The sequence below is a fragment of the Desulfocucumis palustris genome (assembly GCF_002933875.1).
Classification (GTDB): domain Bacteria; phylum Bacillota; class Desulfotomaculia; order Desulfotomaculales; family Desulfocucumaceae; genus Desulfocucumis; species Desulfocucumis palustris.
Genome location: NZ_BFAV01000073.1, coordinates 36,394 through 54,923 on the forward strand (window position 1 = coordinate 36,394; position 18,530 = coordinate 54,923).

Sequence of the window (18,530 nt, forward strand, 5' to 3'; positions counted from 1 at the left end):
TTTTCAGCCCGGGGTTGGACGGTCAGCGGCCCTCCCGGGCGCCGGGCTCTTTACCCACTATGCATACCGATGCCACGCACCACCAGGGAAAACCGCCCATATTGTGGGTCAGTCCCAGTTTTGGGTTGTCTATTTGCCTTTCTCCGGCCCTGCCCTGTAATTGCAGGTACATTTCGTACAGCATGCGCAGTCCGCTGGCACCGATGGGGTGGCCGAAGGATTTGAGGCCTCCGTCGGGGTTTACCGGCAGCCGGCCGGTTAAATCAAAATCCCCGTTAAGCACGTCCGCCCAACCCCCGCCTCTCCGGCTGAAGCCAAGATCCTCATAAATAACAAGCTCGGTGGGGGTGAAGCAGTCGTGTACCTCCGCCATGCTTATTTGACCGGCCGGGTCCGTAATACCGGCCTGGCCGTAGGCGTCCAGTCCGGCCATGTAAGTCTCCCGGACGGTGGTAAAGTCGTAATCCTGATGCAGGCCTCCATGATTGGGCCCGCAGATTATGGACAGGGCTTTGACGAAGATGGGGTCTTTTCTGTACCTTGGGGCGTCTTCCGAGCGGACAATCACGGCTGCGGCGGCCCCGTCCGCAACCCCGGAGCAGTCCATTATACCCAGGGGGGCCGCCACCAGGGGAGAGTTGATAATTTGCTCCATGGTGATTTCCTGGCGAAACTGGGCCTTTGGGTTTTTGGCCCCGTTCCGGTGGTTTTTCCAGGCGATTCGGGCCAGTACTTCCTTGCCCTGACCCGCCTCCAGGCCGTACTTTTTGAAATAGGCCGGGGCCAGCAGGGAGAAGGCCGCCGGGGCTGAATAATTGGGCTTGGTGCCGTCGTCCGGCTGAGGGGGTATGACCAGCCCGCTATAACCGGAATCCTTTAATTTTTCCGCCCCCACCACCAGCGCCACGTCATAGGCGCCTGAGGCCACGGCATAGCAGGCGTTGCGGAAGGCATCCGTTCCGGTGGCGCAGAAATTCTCCACCCTGGTAACAGGTTTGTACTGGATTTTAAGCGGCTCGGACAGGGTAATGCCGCAAAATCCCGAGTTGCAGGTGCCGAACCAGTAGGCGTCTATTTTTTCCGGGCCGATGCCGGCGTCTTCCAGGGCCTGGTACGCGGCTTCAACAATCATATCGTCCAGGCTCTTATCCCACAGTTCTCCGAAGCGTATGCAGCCCATGCCAACTATGGCCACTTTATCGGTTATTCCTTTGGCAGCCATTTATTAAACCCCCTGTCTTTTCGGCCTGGCTTTCCAGAAATAGTTGTGCACTCCACCGGCCGTGTAAAGTTTCCTGAATGACATTTCCACTTCCATGCCTATTTCTATCTTGTCAATGTCGCAATCGGTCATCTCGCAGAGTATGCGGCCTCCTCCCTGGAAATCCAGCACCCCCAAAACCGTGGGCGGATCCTGGGAGAAGGTGAGATAGTCAATGGCGTAGGTGGCGACCCTGGCTTTTTTATCGGCGAAACAGTATTCCCGCATTTCATCCCTGGCCTGGCAGTTGACGCAGACCCTTTGCCTGGGAAACTGGGGCGTGGCGCAGCGGGTGCAAAGGGAGCCGTAAAAAGCGTACTTTTTCTTTAATTCCCTGAACATGGCCGGGGCCGAGGGCCTGATGAAATCCGGCCTCCTGGGCGGCTCGTATTCCAGGAGCTGGCGCCATTTGAGATAGGTGTTGTAGTTCAGACCGGTTTTTTTGGAGGCCAGATGCCCTTTGACGCCCCTTCCGGGACGGAAATCCCTTATTTTTTCGGTTGCCCTGAACAATATGGCGTCGCTGCCTTCACCGAAGGTGGCCAACAATATCAAATCCCCGGGCGCCGCTTCCTCCAGGGCGGCGGCCAGCATCATGGGGGCGTTGGCGGCGCCCGCCTGCCCCGCCGTGGAAAAAAGGCTGTCCTGGACCACGGCCAGGTCAAAACCCATGCTTTTGGCCAGGGCCATCTGGTACCTGGGACTGGGGCCGTAAAGCACCAGCCTGTTGATATCGGAGGGTTTCAGCCCTTTCTTTTTCAGCAGTTCTTCCACCGCGGACCGTACAATACTGTTGTATCCCCGGCTGATGTAGAAGCGCTCCTCCCAGCCCCGTACAAACCTTTCTCCGGGTTCCCTCCACTGGGAAAGGAGTTCCGCTGAAATGGACACATGGCCCTCCAGGGACGCCAGAACCTTTTCACTCCCCAGTAAAAATGCCGCCGCCCCGTCTCCGGATATTTGTTCCCACTGGCTCTGGGGGGCTCCCAGGCGGCAGTCGGCCACGGTGACCAGAGCGTTTCCGGCGCCGGAGGCGACAGCGTCAAAGCCGGCCAGCAGGGCTCCGGAACCGGACCTCAAGGAGCAGGTATAGTCCCCGGCGCGGACCTGCCGGGGTGAGTCCAGGGCCGCGGCGACGGTGGCCGCGGATTGTTTTTCCCCGTAAGGGGGTGAACTGGTGGCAAAGTAAAGTACGTTGAATGGCGGTTTCTCCGGGGCTGACAGGCAGTCCCTGGCCGCTTCAACCGCCATGGACACGCTGTCCTCGTCGTAATTGGCCACGGCCTTTTCCCCCGGGGGGGCCGGCTCGCCGAAAAATTCCTTGTACCTTTTCCTGTCCAGCCTGTTGAAAGGTATGTAGGCTCCGTAGGCGACAATGCCCAGCATTTAGGCATACCTCCATTTCTTCCTGTATAACCCTCCAGGAGTTCTTGTTTTAGATGCTGCCGCGTTCAATAAATGAGTATTGTGTTAGCTGACTTTTCTGTTAATTCGCAATTATTGTGCCCGGTCCGGGTATTGAACCGATAAAACCGGTTGTCCCTGTGTAAATAGAGTTTTTCTGTCACACAGATTTTCAGTGGAGTTTTGGATAAGGACAATGTTGTCCTGAAAATAAAACAATATTGTGTTTGGTTGTTTTGTTTTCAGGACATGTTTCTTGCGTTTATTTACGGCCCGGGCAGGATCAAAAAAGGGTTCGAAGGGGAATACCCCCCCGAACCCGGTGCCGACTTATAATGGTATGTTTAATTCTTTAATTTTTGCGTAAAGCCTTGAACGGCTCATATTAAGCGTTCTCGCGGCCTTGGTTTTATTGCCCCCGGCTTTCTCCAGGGCGGAAATGATTACGTCACGCTCGGTCTGTTTAATCCTGTCCCTGTATTGAAGATTCTCCTGCTGTCCGGGCCGCCGGGAGGACTCGGCCCGCAGCATGTAAGCCGGCAGGTGCTGTATCCGTATATTTCCCTCCCTTAAAAAATTGGCGGCTCTTTCTATTACATTCTCCAGTTCCCGCACGTTGCCCGGCCATCTGTATTTCAGCAGCACTTCCATGGCTTCCTGGGATATACCGGTGATTGCCGTTTTTAATATGTGGTTGAATTTGCCGACAAAATACCTGGCCAGTGGTTCTATATCCTCCGGACGCTCCCTTAAGGGAGGAATCCGGATATTTATCACGTTAAGCCGGTAATAAAGGTCCTCCCTGAAGTCTCCCGATTCCATGGAGGCTTGCAGGTTCTTATTGGTGGCGGCTATTATTCTTACATCCACGTGAACGGTCCTGGTTCCGCCCACCCTCACAAATTCCCTTTCCTGTATCACCCGTAACAGTTTGGACTGAAGATTCAGGGACATGTCTCCGATTTCATCCAGGAACAGTATTCCCCCGTCGGCCAGTTCGAACCTGCCGGGCTTGCCGTTTTTATCCGCACCGGTGAAGGCCCCGGGGGCGTAGCCGAATATTTCGCTTTCCAAAAGGTTCTCGGGTATGGCGGCGCAATTTACGCTTATAAAGGGGCCGTTGCTCCTGGGACTGAAATTGTGAATGGCCCGGGCCACCAGTTCCTTGCCCGTGCCGGACTCCCCGGAGACCAGCACCGTGGAACCGCTGGCGGCTATCTGCCTGCATTCATCCAAAATCATTTTCATCGGCCTGCTCACCGCGATCATGCTTTCAGCCGCAAACTTCGCGCCGCCTGTTTTGCGCAGCTCCTCGCGGTAGTATGCGATTTTATTCTGAAGTGAGTTTAGCTTGGCGGCCAGTTCCTTTATTTCAGCCAGCTGCGGAAATATAACCTTGCCCACGGCTCCCGTGGGCAGTCCGTCCTTGATAACCGGCAGCCTGGAGACAATAAGCTCTTTTCCCCGTATGGTCTGAATTTCACTGAGTTCCGGTATCCCTGTCCCGGCCACAATGTGCAGCCTGCTGTTGGGCAGAATATCAGTGATGTAGCAGCCCACGGCATCCCCCGGGTTTACACCCAGATAATCCGCCAGCACCTGGTTGATCAGGGTCACAATCCCCGAGCCGTCCACCACCACTATGCCGTCGTAAATTATATTCAGCACGGTATCAAGGGTTTGATTCAAATTTTTCACTATTTCCAGTTCCCGGGCCACTTGCTCAAATTCGGTGAGGTCCTGAAAAACCACTATGGTCCCGTTTACCGTACCCCTGCTGATGATGGGCAATATATTCACTATGGTGGCCGAACCGTTTATTTTATGTTTCAAGCCCAGTTGCGCAGTTCCCAGAAAAGAAGCTTCCAGTCCTATTTCGCCCAGAATTTTGCGGTAATGCCTGCCTGCGGCGTCCTGGCCCTTTAATCCCAGCAACTTTTCCGCGCTGCTGTTGAGCAGTGTTATTCTTTTCTCCGCGTCCACCGCCACCACCGCGTTCTGCATGGCGTTCAGTATGGCGCTTAACTGGGCGTTTAGTAAATCCGATTTTTTTAACAGTGTGAGCACCATGTCGGCTTTTGTGAAAATGCCGGCCAAATGACCGCCGGCGTCCAGTACCGGCGCGGAGCCCACGGGGCTTGTTTTTACTATTTCCTTTACGGTTTCATAATCCACGCTGCCGGAAACCGTCATGGCATTATTGTTGTAAAAGCTGTCGATGGGGGTATCCAGGGATGCTTTTTCCAGCAGGGCATCCAGAAAATTTGTTCTGGTGAGTATGCCGATTACCCTGTTTCCCGGATCCACCACCGGAAGGCTGTCCACCTTGGCGTGTCTGAAAAGCCTGGCCGCCTTTTCCAGGGTGTCGCCGGGATAAAGGCGCGGCGGGTCGCTCTTAATCATATCTTTGAGGAACAAAGTAATACCGCCTTCCTGATACTGTTTATATAATATGTATTAAATTCGTCGGAATATTTTTCCTTCCGGCTTGTTTGCGGAGTAATAGTAAAAAATCAGGCTGATATAATGAGACTGGCCCAAGGCTGCAGCCGGGCTGCATGTTTTAAGCCGGAGTGCCCGTTATATACGGCGGAGCATTTGCGAATACGGTGTTGAAAGCTGCCGGACAGGGAAGTTTTTCCTTGTTTTGTGAGAAATACTTCTTATAGAAAAAAAAACAAAACTGTGTTAATATCTTCTTGTTATTTATTTAAATTATTACAATTTTTTCATAAACGGAGGTAATTATGGGCCTACAGAGAATTGCTGATGAACTGCAGTCCGGCATGATCCTGGACCAGGACATTTATACCAAGGACAAGGTGTTGCTGCTGGCCAAAGGCTCCGTTATATATGAAGAGCAAATAAGAATTATTAAAAGGCTGGGGTATTCCAGTGTAAGCATCAGGCAAAAGGAACCGGACGCCGGGGAATTCTCTTACTGGCACCATATTGATGAAAATAAATTCAACGAATTTGAACATTCCTATTCCGAATCAAAAAAAGAACTTAACGATATAATGAAAAGCATCAGCAGCGGTGGCCAGGTTGATCTGGAACAGGTCTACAGCATCCCGGAAATGCTTTTGCAGCAGGTGGGGACGCCCTACAACCTGTTTGCTTTTCTGAATAACGTCAGGCAGCTGGACGATTATACCTACAGCCACAGTGTTAATGTTTCAGTCTTGTGCGGTGTGTTATGCAAATGGCTGAAGCTGGATGAAGCCACCTGCAAAGAGATTATTACCGCGGGTTTGCTTCATGATCTGGGCAAATGTCATATCCCCCCGGAAATTTTGAACAAACCCGAAAAACTCACTGCAGAAGAGTGGGAGGAAGTAAAAAAACATCCGGTTTACGGGTACCGTTTACTGGAAACGGCAAAAGCCCCGCACAACATAAAGATTGGGGCGTTAATGCATCACGAGCGTGAAGACGGCAGCGGCTATCCCACGGGACTGAAAGGTGATCAGATTCCCTTAATCGCCAAAATAATAGCCATTGCAGACGTTTATGACGCCATGACCTCCAGAAGGCCGCACCGGGAGAAAATCTGCCCCTTTCAGGTTATTGACCAGTTCCAGCATGATTTTTTCAACCTGCTGGATACCAAACTGTTAATGACCTTTCTCAACCGGGTGGCGGATTGTTACGTGGGAGAAGTGGTGCGTTTGAGCGACGGGCGCACCGGCCAGGTGGTTGTTATCAACCCTGCTTATCCCGCCCGGCCCATGATCAGAAACAGGGACGGAATTATAAACCTGGTTAATGAACACGGCGTGGAGATCGTGGATATTTTGCCGGTGGGAGCAAATAGTTGACGGGATAAAATGTTTTAAGGATATACCCGCTAAAAGGCCGCTTGAAAAGCGGCCTTTTAGCGTTCCACAGGTAATATGCCACATGGCCTTACGGGGAAACAGCCGGAACTTTCCGGTGGCGATATCGTCATTTAAATAAAATATTACGGAGATTAAAGGGGGGGTATTATGCGCCTGAGGCATGTGTTTTTTGTGGCGGTGGCTGTTGTGTTCACCCTGTCCGCGGCTTTTTCCATTATTTCTTTAAAACCCACCGAATCGGGGGCGGCCCAGTTGAAAAATTTTTCTTCTCTGAAAGAACTGGAGGAATATATCAGCACCACCAGTGAGCTGGCGGAAAAATACGGTTATTTCGGGTATTACGGCGCCGGGGTCAAGCGCCTTGAAGCCGCTTCCGTGCCTGATTTTGCGGATGAAAATAAAATGAAGTCTGAACAGCCGGCCGGAGCTGAGAAAGCAGGGCAGTCCGCGGGTGCTTCCAGGGATTTTTCCAGCACCAACGTTCAGGTGGAGGGTGTGGACGAGGCCGATATTGTGAAAAGTGACGGAAAGTATTTATACGCGGTGGCTTCCGGCAGGATTGTGGTGATCGACGCCTATCCCGCCGATAAAGCCCGGGTGGTTTCCAGGATTGACTGCCAGGGCAGTCCGGTGGAGCTTTTTATCAATAAAAACAGGCTTGCCGTTATTGAGAACAGCAATGAAACCGGGGAAACCGCGGTTAGGGTATACGACGTCACCGACAGGGCCAAGCCGGTGGAGAAAAGGTTCTTAAGCTTCAGGGGAGACCTGGTGAATTCCCGGATGATCGGCGACTTTGCCTACCTTGTGGTGAACATGCCCGTGGGGACCGGAATTGCACAGGGGGACGGCAGGGAGAAAATACGGCTGCCTGAAATTAAAACCGGCTCCGGGCTGATAACGGTGCCGCCCACTGAAATAGCCTATTTTGATTATCCCGACAATTCCTATGTTTATACGGTGGTTCTGGCCGTAAACCTGCGGGACGACGGGCAAAAAGTGTCCGCCAGGACGTTTCTGACCGGTACGTCGCAGAATTTGTTCGTTTCACAAAATAATATTTATTTGACCAATCAGAAGACTCCGGACCTGGTGGAACTGTCCAATAAATATATTGCGGGGCTGGCCTCGCTGCTTCCTCCGGAGGTGGCGGCCCGGGTTAAGGCGCTGCGGGCGTCAAGGGATAACCTGGACAGCATACTGAGCCAGGTGGAGGAAATGCTGGAGGAGTATTTAGACACTTTGGATTACAGCCGGGCAATCGCCCTGGAGGAGAATATAGGGCAGTACCGTGAAAAATACTACCGGGATCTGGCCAGGGAAAGGGATAATACGGTTATTCACAAACTGTCGGTAAAGGGTGCCGGGGTGGAGTACAAGGCCGCCGGGGAGGTTCCGGGGCTGCTGTTGAACCAGTTTTCCATGGATGAAAAGGATGGTTATTTCAGAGTGGCCACCACCTCCCGGGGATTTATCCTTGGAGACGACATGAACACCAAAAACAACATATTTATCCTGGACCGGGACATGAAGATAACCGGCAGGCTGCAGGGACTGGCCAGGTCCGAAAGAATTTACGCAGCCAGGTTTATGGGGGACCGGGTTTATCTGGTGACTTTCCGGAGGGTAGACCCGCTGTTTGTGATTGACTTGAAAGATCCCCGCAACCCGACGGTGCTGGGGGAGTTGAAGATACCCGGATATTCCGACTATCTGCATCCCTATGATGAAAACCACCTTATCGGTGTCGGCATGGAGGTTCCGGAGGCGTCCCCGCTCCCGGTGCTCAGGCCCATGGGCGGTACCGGGGCGGAAATGCCGGTGATGGCTTCCCCGGTGCAGAGGCAGGGGGTTAAAATTGCGCTTTTTGACGTTAGCAATCCGCAGAAGCCCAGGGAACTGTCCAAATTTGTGATTGAGGAATCCGGTTCCGATTCCCCGGCCTTAAGGGACCACAGGGCGTTCCTGTTTTCAAAGGCCAAAAACCTGCTGGTTATTCCGGTGTCCTATTGGCAGCAGCCGGAAGTCCGTGGCAGCGCGATAATGCCTGATTACCGGCGGTATTGGCAGGGAGCTTTTGTATTCAGCATTTCACCGGAGAAGGGAGTGGCGCTGAAGGGCAAAATAGAGCATGGGGACGGCGCGGCTTCTGAAAAAGGGACGGATTTCTCCGTTAAAAGATCCATGTATATTGAAAATGTATTGTATACCCTGTCAGACGGGATGCTAAAGGCCAACGATCTGGGAAGCCTGGAGGAAATCAAGAAATTGGGGCTGCCGATCTAAGGTTAGGGGACACACCTTCTTCGGTTATACAAAGCTCCTTTCTTTTGATAGAATCCGGCGAAGGAATGTCCCCAACGTATGTACGGGGACACACCTTCTCCGGCTGTGCAAAGTTCCATATTTTTTATTTAAAATCAGCAAAGCGGAGTATGTCCCATGGCTTCCTCCTGAAAAGAAGTGAGACCGGCGGCTAAGATCGGTCTCACTTCTTTTCCGTATTAAATTTTTAGTAGTTATGTGTGCCTATTGTCACGGGTTTGCCAAATTTCTTTTGAATGGTTTCGGCTATTTTCTCCAGGTTGATGGGACAGGCGGCGGTGGTGGCCGCCTTAACCATGCAGGTGCCCAGGTGGATGGCGTCAATATCCCTGTCCAGATAATCCGCCTGTTCCATAACCAGGGTCAGTTTGGGCATCACCAGGCCGGGACAGTCCCCGCAGCCGCACATGGCGGTAATTCTTACCTCATCGTCGTACTTGGCAAATTCCCCGTCCTTTTGTTCCGATGCCTTAAAGCATTTCAGACAGGCAATACAGTGGGTATCCCTTATTTTGGAGCAAGTGACGATTAAAACCTTGGTCATTTTATTTATGCAGCCTCCTTAATATTTAATGGAACCTTGTCCATATTAATTATAGCAGTTAATCTTATAATTGGCTAAATATAAGTTGGTCTTACAGGCTGTTGGCGGGATAAGGCATGGTGAATCTGTAAAATCAGACCGGCCAATCCGGTTGGATGTTGACAGGGGATAATATGTGTGCTATGCTTTTTTAAGTTAAATAATAACTGTTTCAGCGCTGAAGCGGTTAACGGCAAAGATGCCTGTTGCGATAGAGCAACAGGTTTATTTTTTATAAAGGTATTGACACGTTGTGCCTTAAAGTATATAATGCGGTATATCAATTGAATATATATACAATGTTGTATGATAGCAAGGACGCTTTTTGAATGGGTCAAAAAGCGTCTTATCAATTTTTATATTCATCGTTGAATAATGGGCAAAGGCGCTTTGTAGGGAGTGGAATCTCTCTTCGGAGCGCCTTTTTCTATTGTCTGACAATGAGCCGGAAAAAAAGAGGTGGCAAATTTGCGGAAGCCTGTGAAATTGCCTTGCGCCCCTGCGAAAGGTTTTAAAACCTGTAAATTATAAGCAAGGGCGCTTACAAGGGAGCAATGCCGCTCCGCCCCTTGCCTAACGGACTATTAATAAAACAGGTTACTCTGTTGTACACCGCGGCCGACAGTGGCGCCGACTTAAGGTTGCGGTGATTAAAATAAAAAATTTACCGGGGAGGTAGAAAACTATGAAAATATCAAAAGTGAAAGTCGGCTTAATCCTCTGGATGCTGCTGGTTCTTCTGTCCATACCGGGGATAGCCCTGGCGGAGGACCCGGTGACCGACACCGGGGATACCACCTTTATCATCATCAGCGCGGCCATGGTCATGCTCATGACTCCCGGACTGGCACTTTTCTATGGCGGCATGGTGCGCAAGAAAAACGTTCTGAGCACTATAATGATGAGCTTTATCACAATCTGCATCGTATCGGTACAGTGGGTTTTGTTTGGTTACTCCCTGGCCTTTGGCCCGGACATCAACAGCCTGGTGGGTAATCTGAGCTGGCTCGGTTTGAGCGGAGTGGGCCAGGGGCCCAGCGACGCTTATGCCACCACGATTCCGCACTACGTATTTATGGCCTTCCAGCTGATGTTCGCAATTATTACCGCAGCCATTATTTCCGGTTCCATAGCCGAGAGAATGCGTTTTCCCGCTTTTATACTATTCATAGTGCTGTGGACCACTTTTGTATACGATCCCCTGGCACACTGGGTCTGGGGATGGGACGCCAACGGTGCCACCGGCTGGCTGGGCAAACTTGGAGCACTTGACTTCGCGGGCGGCACCGTGGTGCATATCAGTTCCGGTGTCTCGGGCCTGGTGGCGGCTCTGGTTCTGGGCAGGCGCAAGGGCTACGGAACCGAGCCCATGGCTCCCCACCAGCTTCCCTTTACGGTTATAGGCGCGGCTTTGCTCTGGTTCGGCTGGTTCGGCTTTAACGCGGGCAGCGCGGTGGCTGCCAACGGCCTTGCCGCCAGCGCGTTCGTGGTGACCAACACCGCCGCTGCCGCTGCCGCTCTTTCCTGGGTATTCGCCGAGTGGCTGCACCATGGCAAACCAACCATGCTGGGAGCCGCCAGCGGGTGCATCGCCGGCCTGGTGGGCATTACCCCCGCCGCGGGCTTTGTAACTCCACTGTCGGCAATAGTAATAGGCCTGGTGGCCGGTATAGTCTGCTATCTGGCAGTCAGTGTCATTAAGAAAAGATTCGGTTACGACGATTCCCTGGACGCTTTCGGCGTGCATGGTATCGGCGGAATGTGGGGCGCCATCGCCACCGGCATATTCTGCACCAAAACCGTCAATAGCGCGGGTGCCGACGGCCTGTTATACGGCAACCCGGGCCAGGTGGTAAACCAGCTTATAGGCGTGGGCGCCACCGTTGCCTTTGCCGCGACACTTACCTTTGTGATTCTTAAGGTTGTGGGCGCGGTGTGCAAACTGAGAGCCACCGAGGAAGAGGAAGAAGTGGGCCTGGACCTTACCATTCACGGAGAGGACGCCTATCCGGACATAGTGGGCGGCAGTATACTGGGAGGCAAGTACAGCACCACTCCGGACCTGGCCATGTACAGCACCACCCTGAAAACCAATTAAAACTATTGGGCAGAGCTGATAGAATTAAAAGTATCAGGGCAGTTCAATTACCAAAGTGAGTAATCAACAGAATATCCATTGATTTGACGCGGGAGTTCATAAATAGGGGACATTCCCCGGTGAATCAAGTTAATAAACAGCCGGCCGGAGAGGTTTGTCCCCTTTCTTAAAGGAGGTTAACCTGATGAAGAAGGTTGAATGCATACTGCGCCCCGGAAAACTCGAAGAAGTCAAGGACGCGCTTAGCCAATTTGGAGTCAAGGGCATGACTGTTTACCAGGTTATGGGTTGCGGCTTGCAGGGCGGCAGGAAAGAGGTGTACCGCGGAACGGAGCTGACCATTAACCTGCTCCCCAAAATTAAGATAGAAATTGTTGTTGCAGACAAGGATGCCGATGAGATAGTAAAAATCATTACCAAGACGGCCAATACAGGTCAAATTGGAGACGGTAAAATATTTATCAGCCCGGTTGAAAATGTTGTCAGAATCCGCACCGGGGAGATGGATGAAAGCGCCATTTAGCGGTCAATAATTTTATATATATAACAGTGTTGTTATGATGTGGGCATTGGCGCCCCGGTTTCGGGAGGATAACCTCCTCCCCGAAATCTGGGGCGTCATTTTTTAAATATGTTGGCGATGCGGCTAATTGTTAGCAGGCGAGGACGCCTTGGGTCGAGAGTCCAGGGTGTCCTTTTTATTGCAAAATTCAGTCAACGGGGCCGGGGGGAGAAATGTTCCCGGCCGATATTCAAATGCTAGGAGGTTTTATTATGAGACAGGTTGCTATTTACGGCAAAGGCGGCATAGGCAAGTCGACCACCACCCAGAACACGGTGGCCGCCCTGGCCGAATCCGGGAAAAAGGTAATGGTGGTGGGCTGCGACCCCAAGGCCGATTCCACCAGGCTCCTGCTCCACGGGCTAAACCAGAAAACCGTGCTGGATACCCTGAGGGATGAGGGCGAGGATATCGATCTGGAGGACATCCTGAGGTTTGGCTACGGCACCACCAAATGCGTGGAGTCCGGGGGGCCGGAGCCGGGGGTGGGCTGCGCCGGCAGGGGAATTATCACCTCCATCAACCTGCTGGAGTCACTGGGCGCCTATACGGATGACCTGGACTACGTATTCTACGACGTGCTGGGGGATGTTGTTTGCGGCGGTTTCGCCATGCCCATCAGGGAAGGCAAGGCCAAGGAAATATACATCGTGGCCTCGGGTGAGATGATGGCCTTGTATGCGGCCAACAACATCTGCAAGGGTATTCAAAAGTTCGCCACCAACGGTGAGGTCAGACTGGGCGGCATTATCTGTAACAGCCGCAAAGTGGATAATGAATACGATTTGTTAAAGGCCTTCGCCGAGGAGTTGGGCTCCCAGCTAATTCACTTCGTGCCCAGGGATAATCTTGTGCAGAGGGCCGAAATCAACAAGAAGACGGTTATCGACTTCGACCCGGCCGCCGACCAGGCCGACGAATACAGAACCCTGGCAAAAAACATTGACGGCAACGACATGTTTGTAATTCCCAAACCCATGGTGCAGGACCGGCTGGAAGAAATTTTAATGGAGCATGGAATTCTTGACTGAGAGGAGTGCCCGTGAGGTACAAAAGTTAACCGGTAAAAGGGGCATTATTAAATTTATTAACATATAAGGAGGAATTCCGGCGATGATTATGATTAGGGCCATCGTTAGACCGGAAAAAACCAATACCATTCTGGCCGAACTAAACAGCGCGGGTTTTCCGGCGGTGACCAAGATGGACGTGGTGGGCCGGGGCAAACAGAGAGGCGTAAAAGTTGGAGAAGTGATTTATGATGAAATTCCCAAGGAAATGCTGCTGATGGTGGTCAGGGACGAGGACAAGGAAGATGTGATAAGTATTATCGGAAAATACGCCAAGACAGGCGAAAAAGGCGCCTTTGGCGACGGCAAGATATTCGTCAGCCCGGTGGAAGAGGCCTACACCATAAGCAGCGGCACCAAGGGTTTATAAGGGGGCGTAGCTATGAAGGAGATTATAGCCATTATCCGTATGAACAAGGTCAACGCAACCAAAAAAGCCCTGGCGGATGTGGGAGTCTGCGGGCTGCACGCCATGAAGGTGATGGGCCGCGGAAAAATGAAGGTGGATTTTTCCGTTCTGGACCAAATGGGCGTTACCGAGGAAATAGGGGGGATGCTGGCGGACGGGCTGGCCGCGGGATCCAGGCTGATACCCAAAAGAATGCTGACCATACTGGTACAGGACGACGAGGATGTAAAAAAAGTTGTGGATACCATCATTAATGTCAACCGGGAAGGCAATAAGGGCGACGGGAAAATATTTGTAGCCCCGGTGCTGGACGCGGCCAGGGTGAGGACCGGCGAGCGGGGCAGGGAGGCAATATAAATTAGTGTTTAAGGGAGGTGGACTTTATGGCCATTGATGATAAAACCTTGGAAGCTATATTGAATGAATTTCCCGCAAAGGTTAAGAGGAGCCGCAAAAAACACATTTTAATAAAGAATTCCGACGCCGGGCCCCAGGAAATAGAAGCCAACACCAGGACAATACCGGGTATAATGACCAACCGGGGCTGTGCCTTTGCCGGCTGCAAAGGGGTGGTGCTGGGTCCCCTGAAGGACATGGTTCATATTGTGCACGGCCCCATAGGGTGCGCCTATTACAGCTGGATGACCAGGCGCAACAAGGCAAAGTCCGAGGACCCCAAAAAGAATTTTCTGAGCTATTGCGTTTCCACGGATATGCAGGAAAGTGATATTGTATTCGGCGGCGAGAAGAAGCTGGCCAGAATGATCGACGACGTGGTGGAGATTTTTAATCCCAATGCCATTACCATTTCCGCCACCTGCCCGGTGGGTTTAATCGGGGACGACATCAATACGGTGGCCAGGCTGGCCCGGGAGAAGCACGGCATAAACATCACGGCGTACACCTGTGAGGGCTATAAAGGTGTCAGCCAGTCCGCCGGGCACCACATTGCCAACAACGGCCTCATGGAAAATATCATCGGCCAGGGTGAACTGGAGGAACCGCCCGCAAAATACACCATCAACATACTGGGAGAGTACAACATAGGCGGAGACAGCTGGGAAGTGGAAAGGGTATTAAAGGAAATAGGCTATCACGTCCAGGCTGTGATGACCGGCAACGGCTCCTACGAGGATCTTAAAAACGCTCACATAGCCCAGTTGAATCTGGTGCAGTGCCACCGTTCCATCAATTATATAGCTTCCATGCTGGAAACCAAATACGGCACCCCGTGGCTGAAGGTGAATTTTATAGGCATCAGGGCCACCATAGAATCCCTGCGCAATATGGCCCAGTATTTCGGAGACGAGGCGCTGATCAAAAAAACGGAGGAAGTCATAGAAAAGGAACTGATGGAAATAGAGCCACAGCTGGAGCCGTATAAAAAAATCTGCCAGGGCAAAACCACCTTCTGCTTCGTGGGCGGTTCCCGGGGCCATCATTACCAGGGGCTTTACGGGGAACTGGGCATAAAAACGGTTCTGGCCGGGTATGAATTCGCCCACAGGGACGACTATGAGGGCCGGGAGGTAATACCCAATATTAAACCGGACGCGGACAGCAAAAATATTCCCGACCTGCATGTTCTCCCGGATGAAAACCGCTACCGCCTGAAAATCCCGGCGGAAAGAATGGAAGAATTAAAGAAAAAAATACCCCTCAGTTACTACGCCGGCATGAACACCACCATGCAGGACGGCAGCATCATAGTGGATGACCTGAACCACTATGAAACCGAGGAGTTTATCAGGATATTAAAGCCCGATATTTTTTCATCGGGTATTAAAGATAAATATATTCCACATAAAATGGGAATTCCCTCTAAACAGCTGCACAATTATGATTACAGCGGTCCCTATGCCGGCTTCAGGGGCGCGGTGAATTTCGCCAGGGATGTAAGTATGAGCTTTATCACCCCGGCCTGGAATTTCATAGTGCCCCCCTGGAAGGACAAACCGCTGCTGGAGGGAAGCATTGAGCAGTGTTCTGAAGGAGTTTGCCCGGTGGATGATGATAAAAAGTAAAACACGGCAATATAGAAGTATTTCGATGCCCATATATGCAAAACCACCCATGGGAAGGAGTAAGCAACCATGTTAGACTGCACGCCGAAGGAAATAAAAGAACGCAGCGGCGGTATGATCAACCCGGCCAAGACCTGCCAGCCCATCGGGGCCATGTACGCCGCCCTGGGCATTCATAACTGCATGCCCCACAGCCACGGCTCCCAGGGCTGCTGCTCCTATCACAGGATGCACCTCACCCGGCACTTCCGGGACCCGGTTATGGCCACAACCAGTTCCTTTACCGAGGGCGCTTCGGTTTTCGGGGGTGGCGCCAATTTAAAAACTTCCATTAAAAACGTTTTTGCCATATACAATCCCGACATTATGGCGGTGCATACCACCTGTCTTTCCGAAACCATCGGGGATGATATTCCCAGTCTGATTAAATCCGCCGAGATACCGGAGGGTAAACTGGTAATTCATGCCAACACCCCCAGCTACCAGGGGTCGCACATCACCGGCTTTTCCAATATGACCAAGGGTATGGTCAGTTACCTTTCCGAGGCCACCACCGATGTGAAAAAGGAGCAGGTCAACATAATCCCCGGGTTTGTCAACCCCGGAGATATGCGGGAAATTAAAAAAATGGCGCAAATGATGGGGGCAAAATTCATAATGTTCCCCGATACCTCCGGGGTTCTGGACTCGCCCATGACCGGCCAGTTCAACATGTATCCCAGGGGCGGCGCCAGGGTGGAGGCCATCAGGGATGCCGGCAACTCAAAACTCACCCTGGCCCTGGGCACCTACGCCTCCGCCGATGCGGCCATTCAGCTGGAAAGAAAGTGCAGGGTGCCGTCCCTGACATTAAAAACCCCCATTGGCGTAAAGGCCACGGATGAGTTCCTGATGACTCTCCGGCAGGCCTTTGCCCGGGAGATCCCCGGCGAGCTGGAGGAGGAGAGGGGGCAACTGGTGGACATTATGGTGGATACCCATTACCACTTTTATGGTAAAAGGGTGGCCATATTCGGGGACCCGGATATCATCATAGCCCTTACCGAGTTTGTGACGGGCCTGGGCATGAAGCCGGTATACGTACTGACCGGAACCCCGGGGGGAACAATCGGCGGACCCCAGGATATTTTTGAAAAGGAAATAAAGAGCATTCTGGAGCAGGCCGGAGTCCAGGGCAAGGCAAAGGCCTCGGGGGACTTATTCCAGCTGCACCAGTGGATTAAAAACGAACCGGTGGACCTGCTGATGGGCAACACCTACGGAAAGTATATCGCCAGGGCGGAGGATATCCCCTTTGTCAGGGTCGGTTTCCCCATACTGGACAGAAGCGTCCAGACATATCTTCCCATAACAGGCTACAGGGGAGCCATGAGGCTTTTGGAAATGATCAGCAACGCCCTGCTGGACAGGGTGGACAGGGACGCCGCGGACGAGGACTTTGAACTGGTAATGTAATAAAAAAATTTGAAAGACGTGATTAATTATGAAGGCGGCTGAACCGGCAGGCATTATCGTGGAGGAAAGAAGTGACTTTATACGCACCAAGGGCAGGCAGAAGCAGCAGTTGAAATGCGACGCCGACAGCATAGCGGGGTGCGTTAGCCAGAGGGCCTGTGTGTACTGCGGCGCCAGGGTTGTTTTAAATCCGGTCACAGACGCAATCCACCTGGTGCACGGTCCCATAGGCTGCTCCAGCTACACCTGGGACATAAGGGGAAGCCTGAGCAGCAGCGCGGATTTGTACAGGTTCAGCTTCTCCACCGACCTTAAGGAGCATGACGTTATTTTCGGCGGGGAGAAAAAATTGGCCAGGGCAATAGATGAGCTGGTTCAAAAGTATCCTTCAAAATTGGTATTCGTCTATTCCACCTGCATTGTAGGGGTTATCGGGGACGATTTGGAGGCGGTGTGCAAGGCTGCCGCCCAAAGGCACGGTATTGAAGTCATCCCCGTGCAGTCCAGCGGCTTTATCGGCAATAAATCAGCCGGTTACAGGGCCGCCTGCGACGCCCTGTTAAGGCTGCTCAGGCCGCCGGAGGGAAAAGGCCTGGCCAAAACCAGGAGCATTAACTATCTGGGGGATTTCAACCTGGCCGGAGAGGTCTGGATAATAAAAAACTATTTGAAAGAAATGGGCGTGGAGGTCAATGTGGCCTTCACCGGGGATTCCAATTACACGTCTTTGAAAAAAGCCGCCAGGGCTTCGCTGAATATAGTCCAGTGCGCCGGGTCAATGTATTATCTGGCGGAAAAAATGGAGGAGCTATACGGGATTCCCCATATGAACATATCCTTTCTGGGCCTGGAGGACACCTCCGCCTCCCTTAGAAAAATAGCTGCGGCCTTTGGGGATGCGGCTATCATGAGTAAAACCGAGGAATTGATTGCCCGGGAAACAGCCCGGGTAAAGGATGCCATCCAGTGGTACCGCCGCAAAATGGAAGGTAAAAAGGCGGCCATATATGTCGGCGGGGGGTTTAAGGCCATTTCCCTAATCAAGCAGTTCAGGGAAATAGGCATCGACGTGGTGATGATAGGAACCCAGACCGGCAGGCAGGAAGAGTACGATACCATTACCGACCTGGTGGACGACGGCACGGTTATTCTGGATGACGCCAACCCTTCCGAACTGGAAAAGTTCATGACGGAAAAGGGCGCCCACCTGCTGGTGGGAGGGGTTAAGGAAAGACCCCTGGCCTACAAACTGGGGATGGCCTTTATTGACCACAATCACGACCGCAAGCATCCTTTAAGCGGATTTGTGGGAGCGGTGAATTTCGCCGGGGAGGTTTATTCAACGCTCTGTTCTCCGGTCTGGAATTATATCTGATTCAATGTCTGCCCGTTACCTGCACGGCACTCTTATCGGTAGATTGAGATGTGAAAAGTCAGAAGTGAGAAGTGATAATACAAAAAGGAATTGACTTTTGCCAATTTTCTTCAAAGAAACCC

Annotated in this window: 14 protein-coding genes; 10 read left to right on the forward strand and 4 right to left on the reverse strand. The window is 52.1% G+C overall.

Annotated features, from left to right (window positions below; translation table 11 throughout):
* Positions 1-22: 22 nt before the first annotated feature.
* The 3 genes from DCCM_RS05870 to DCCM_RS05880 all read right to left on the reverse strand — a co-directional run bounded on the left by DCCM_RS05870 (position 23) and on the right by DCCM_RS05880 (position 5,083).
* Positions 23-1,222, reverse strand: a complete 1,200-nt coding sequence (locus DCCM_RS05870) for an acetyl-CoA acetyltransferase (RefSeq protein WP_104371508.1) — start codon at positions 1,220-1,222, stop codon at positions 23-25.
* Between the two features lie 3 nt (positions 1,223-1,225).
* Positions 1,226-2,647: an OB-fold domain-containing protein gene (locus DCCM_RS05875; RefSeq protein WP_104371509.1), complete on the reverse strand. Its 1,422-nt coding sequence runs from the start codon at positions 2,645-2,647 to the stop codon at positions 1,226-1,228.
* Between the two features lie 348 nt (positions 2,648-2,995).
* Positions 2,996-5,083, reverse strand: coding sequence for a sigma-54-dependent Fis family transcriptional regulator (locus DCCM_RS05880; protein ID WP_231702674.1), 2,088 nt, complete (start codon positions 5,081-5,083; stop codon positions 2,996-2,998).
* A 329-nt stretch (positions 5,084-5,412) separates the two neighbouring features.
* On the opposite strand from DCCM_RS05880, the gene DCCM_RS05885 reads away from it, so the two are divergent.
* Positions 5,413-6,486 (forward strand): HD-GYP domain-containing protein, encoded by a 1,074-nt coding sequence (locus tag DCCM_RS05885; protein WP_104371510.1) that lies wholly within the window; start codon positions 5,413-5,415, stop codon positions 6,484-6,486.
* A 168-nt stretch (positions 6,487-6,654) separates the two neighbouring features.
* The gene (locus DCCM_RS05890; protein WP_104371511.1) at positions 6,655-8,793 is read left to right on the forward strand and encodes a beta-propeller domain-containing protein; all 2,139 of its coding nucleotides are present in this window, start codon (positions 6,655-6,657) and stop codon (positions 8,791-8,793) included.
* Positions 8,794-9,019: 226 nt separating this feature from the next.
* On the opposite strand, the gene DCCM_RS05895 is transcribed toward DCCM_RS05890, so the two are convergent.
* Complete coding sequence (locus DCCM_RS05895; protein ID WP_104371512.1) at positions 9,020-9,376, reverse strand: CGGC domain-containing protein; 357 nt, start codon at positions 9,374-9,376, stop codon at positions 9,020-9,022.
* A gap of 724 nt (positions 9,377-10,100) precedes the next feature.
* Here DCCM_RS05895 and DCCM_RS05900 point away from each other — a divergent pair.
* The 8 genes from DCCM_RS05900 to nifE all read left to right on the forward strand — a co-directional run bounded on the left by DCCM_RS05900 (position 10,101) and on the right by nifE (position 18,408).
* Positions 10,101-11,513 (forward strand): ammonium transporter, encoded by a 1,413-nt coding sequence (locus DCCM_RS05900; RefSeq protein WP_104371513.1) that lies wholly within the window; start codon positions 10,101-10,103, stop codon positions 11,511-11,513.
* Positions 11,514-11,697: 184 nt separating this feature from the next.
* A complete protein-coding gene (locus tag DCCM_RS05905; protein WP_104371514.1) occupies positions 11,698-12,036 on the forward strand; it encodes a P-II family nitrogen regulator in 339 nt (112 codons plus the stop codon).
* Positions 12,037-12,287: 251 nt separating this feature from the next.
* Complete coding sequence (nifH, locus tag DCCM_RS05910) at positions 12,288-13,106, forward strand: nitrogenase iron protein (RefSeq protein ID WP_104371515.1); 819 nt, start codon at positions 12,288-12,290, stop codon at positions 13,104-13,106.
* An 82-nt stretch (positions 13,107-13,188) separates the two neighbouring features.
* Positions 13,189-13,515, forward strand: coding sequence for a P-II family nitrogen regulator (locus DCCM_RS05915; RefSeq protein WP_104371516.1), 327 nt, complete (start codon positions 13,189-13,191; stop codon positions 13,513-13,515).
* A 12-nt stretch (positions 13,516-13,527) separates the two neighbouring features.
* Positions 13,528-13,911, forward strand: coding sequence for a P-II family nitrogen regulator (locus DCCM_RS05920; RefSeq protein WP_104371517.1), 384 nt, complete (start codon positions 13,528-13,530; stop codon positions 13,909-13,911).
* A 26-nt stretch (positions 13,912-13,937) separates the two neighbouring features.
* Positions 13,938-15,578 (forward strand): nitrogenase molybdenum-iron protein alpha chain, encoded by a 1,641-nt coding sequence (gene nifD, locus DCCM_RS05925; protein WP_104371518.1) that lies wholly within the window; start codon positions 13,938-13,940, stop codon positions 15,576-15,578.
* A gap of 69 nt (positions 15,579-15,647) precedes the next feature.
* On the forward strand, positions 15,648-17,033 hold the full coding sequence (nifK, locus tag DCCM_RS05930; RefSeq protein ID WP_104371519.1) for a nitrogenase molybdenum-iron protein subunit beta: 1,386 nt from the start codon (positions 15,648-15,650) through the stop codon (positions 17,031-17,033).
* A 28-nt stretch (positions 17,034-17,061) separates the two neighbouring features.
* The gene (nifE, locus tag DCCM_RS05935; RefSeq protein ID WP_104371520.1) at positions 17,062-18,408 is read left to right on the forward strand and encodes a nitrogenase iron-molybdenum cofactor biosynthesis protein NifE; all 1,347 of its coding nucleotides are present in this window, start codon (positions 17,062-17,064) and stop codon (positions 18,406-18,408) included.
* Positions 18,409-18,530: the final 122 nt, after the last annotated feature.